This window comes from Chitinivorax tropicus, from assembly GCF_014202905.1.
Classification (GTDB): domain Bacteria; phylum Pseudomonadota; class Gammaproteobacteria; order Burkholderiales; family SCOH01; genus Chitinivorax; species Chitinivorax tropicus.
Genome location: NZ_JACHHY010000076.1, coordinates 1 through 1,761 on the forward strand (window position 1 = coordinate 1; position 1,761 = coordinate 1,761).

Annotated in this window: 2 protein-coding genes and 1 pseudogene; 1 reads left to right on the forward strand and 2 read right to left on the reverse strand. The window is 49.8% G+C overall.

Translation table 11 applies throughout. The annotated features are described in order from the left end of the window. Positions 1-95 precede the first annotated feature (95 nt). Positions 96-317: pseudogene (locus HNQ59_RS19325) on the forward strand (transposase); the annotation flags it as partial. 110 nt (positions 318-427) lie between these two features. On the opposite strand, the gene HNQ59_RS19330 reads toward HNQ59_RS19325, so the two are convergent. Both HNQ59_RS19330 and HNQ59_RS19335 read right to left on the reverse strand, forming a co-directional pair. Continuing rightward, on the reverse strand, positions 428-877 hold the full coding sequence (locus HNQ59_RS19330) for a hypothetical protein (RefSeq protein WP_184042020.1): 450 nt from the start codon (positions 875-877) through the stop codon (positions 428-430). Continuing rightward, positions 874-1,761: hypothetical protein (locus tag HNQ59_RS19335; RefSeq protein WP_221320302.1), on the reverse strand; the 888-nt coding region annotated here is incomplete at its 5' end. The genes HNQ59_RS19330 and HNQ59_RS19335, both read right to left, overlap by 4 nt.

Sequence of the window (1,761 nt, forward strand, 5' to 3'; positions counted from 1 at the left end):
GGATATTTAACGCCGGAAGAATTCCGGCAGAAGTACCACCAACAGAGGATCCAGGTTGCTAATTAAAGACTGGGATACCTAACGGGGAAAGGTCACTGAAAGGGCGTACTGCGATCAGGCTATTCAATGTACTCCCCTACATTCGCAAGAAGCCGTATTGGGGTAATCATTTCTGGGCAAAAGGTTACTGCGTTGATACGGTTGGCCTGAACAGCGAGATGATCCAAAGGTATGTGAGGTTCCAGGAGAAAGAAGAATTGCATCAGCAACAGCTTCAATTGGAACCGAGAAGCAGGCCTTCTCCGAAGGGCTGCTAGGTGTGTGCCCCCCTCTGGGGGGCATAAGGCAAAACCACGTTCTACGAACGTGGTTGGTTTACTCCGGCGTATGATTTCGAAACCGTAAAATGACTAGACTGACATGCAGCTCAAATTCGTTTGTAAAAACTAAAGAAGTACGCATCTCGCTGAAGCTTTCCCCGAGCATACAAACCAATCAAAGTGTGTGCTGATTGATTATTGGGCGGGGCAAAAAAGACCTCCCCTGGGAATCGTAATTCATTTTGCCTCGCCAGAATTTCCTCTTTCATCTGCTCGAACTCGTCATGTCCAACAAACACGGCGACAGCATCGTGAAATGCCACCATATACCCCCCTTCCTTGAGATGTACCACTCGGAAATCAGTAATAAATCGAGCCTCATCTAGAGCTTTTTTTGCATCCTCAACATCACTATCTCCCTTGGTCAGGGAAAGTAAAGTGCCATTACCTAAAATGATTATTCCACCACGCCCCTTTGTATAAAGGACCATACGCTCCTCTATGGAGCTTAATGGAGTCAAATTTTCCGGTTCCCATGCAAGACGTAGTTCGTTCATTTCGGCACCACTGGCAACTGTTGATAAATATATTTTGGATCGATCAGTGTATGGAATAGATACTCCCGCTCATCCAACCCATTAATTGGATTGCTCCCAAACCAAGCATGTGGATTTTCATAGTTTGGAATAGCAGCATTCGCAGCATCACGCGATTCAAGCCGGAACATAGTAACAACGCCGCTTTGCTTTTGGCTGGGACCGCGTGCGAAATATTCCGCCACAGCAGGATTATCGGAAACACCAATTGTTGGTAAGCCTTGACTACCAAGTCCGTGGTCAGCGTATATCTCACTCAATTGAGACGTTGACCTAGTATTCAGGAACTCTGTTGTTGCGGCGACGCCGCGCTCTTGCGCCATTGAAGACAGAAAATCCGTTCTCAATGTGGCATCGCCACGATAAAAATATTTCCACTTTACTGGGCCAACAAAATCAGATGCATAAACATCACCTGAGTATGCTGATAAGCGCCCTGCACTGTTTGCGACACTTCCTCCCAATTCTACCCCACCCGGCACCACCCGCTCCAACCTAACCGGCAGCGGATTCGAATACAAGGTCCCAGGGGTGTACTCGAGAGGCAGGATATTCCAGTCAGGCACGCCCTTGGCTCGCAGATACGCCGCAGTGTGGCTGATCGGGGCCCTTACCGCGCTGACCGTATCCTTAACCAACTCAACGCTTGGCCCCACTGCTCCCTTCAGCCCGATGGCTGGCGATAGCCCCAGCGCCCCGTTGGCAAACGATAGTGAACCCGCCCACGCATCCGCTGTGTCATTGCTGAAGCCATAGCGTGCCCAGCGCTGGCCACTTATGCTGGCTTCATTGATGGCGTTGTAGGCTCCACTGATCGTCATGTCCAGCAGCGTCATCGGTGCAAC